The organism is Colwellia sp. MB02u-14 (genome assembly GCF_014076915.1).
Taxonomy (GTDB): domain Bacteria; phylum Pseudomonadota; class Gammaproteobacteria; order Enterobacterales; family Alteromonadaceae; genus Colwellia_A.
Genome location: NZ_JACGUX010000002.1, coordinates 1 through 308 on the forward strand (window position 1 = coordinate 1; position 308 = coordinate 308).

The 308-nt window shown below is 48.7% G+C and carries 1 protein-coding gene; it reads right to left on the reverse strand.

Translation table 11 applies throughout. The features are described 5' to 3' along the window. Nucleotides 1-308, reverse strand: a 308-nt coding sequence (locus tag H4J52_RS01345) for a PAS domain-containing protein (RefSeq protein ID WP_182224118.1), incomplete at both ends; no start/stop codon positions are given.

Sequence of the window (308 nt, forward strand, 5' to 3'; positions counted from 1 at the left end):
GAGTTTAACAGCACATCCACCCGGTCGCCCGTTTTGGTAAACAACGGAAATTCATAGTTAGCCGACTCTTCACCTTGCAGGGCTTTATCCAATATCCCTTTAACCGAGGCTTTGTAATCATCGGTGATAAACCCGGCCACCAGATCTTTTCCCATGACATCAATCTTAGCAAAGCCAGTGAGCTGCTCGGCGCGCTGGTTCCATTCGTTCACCAGACCTGCGGCATCAATCCCAAAAATAGGGGCATTGGCCGTATCGATTAACTGGGTTAAATCATGGGCGACACTTTCTTGCTCCTTACGGATCTT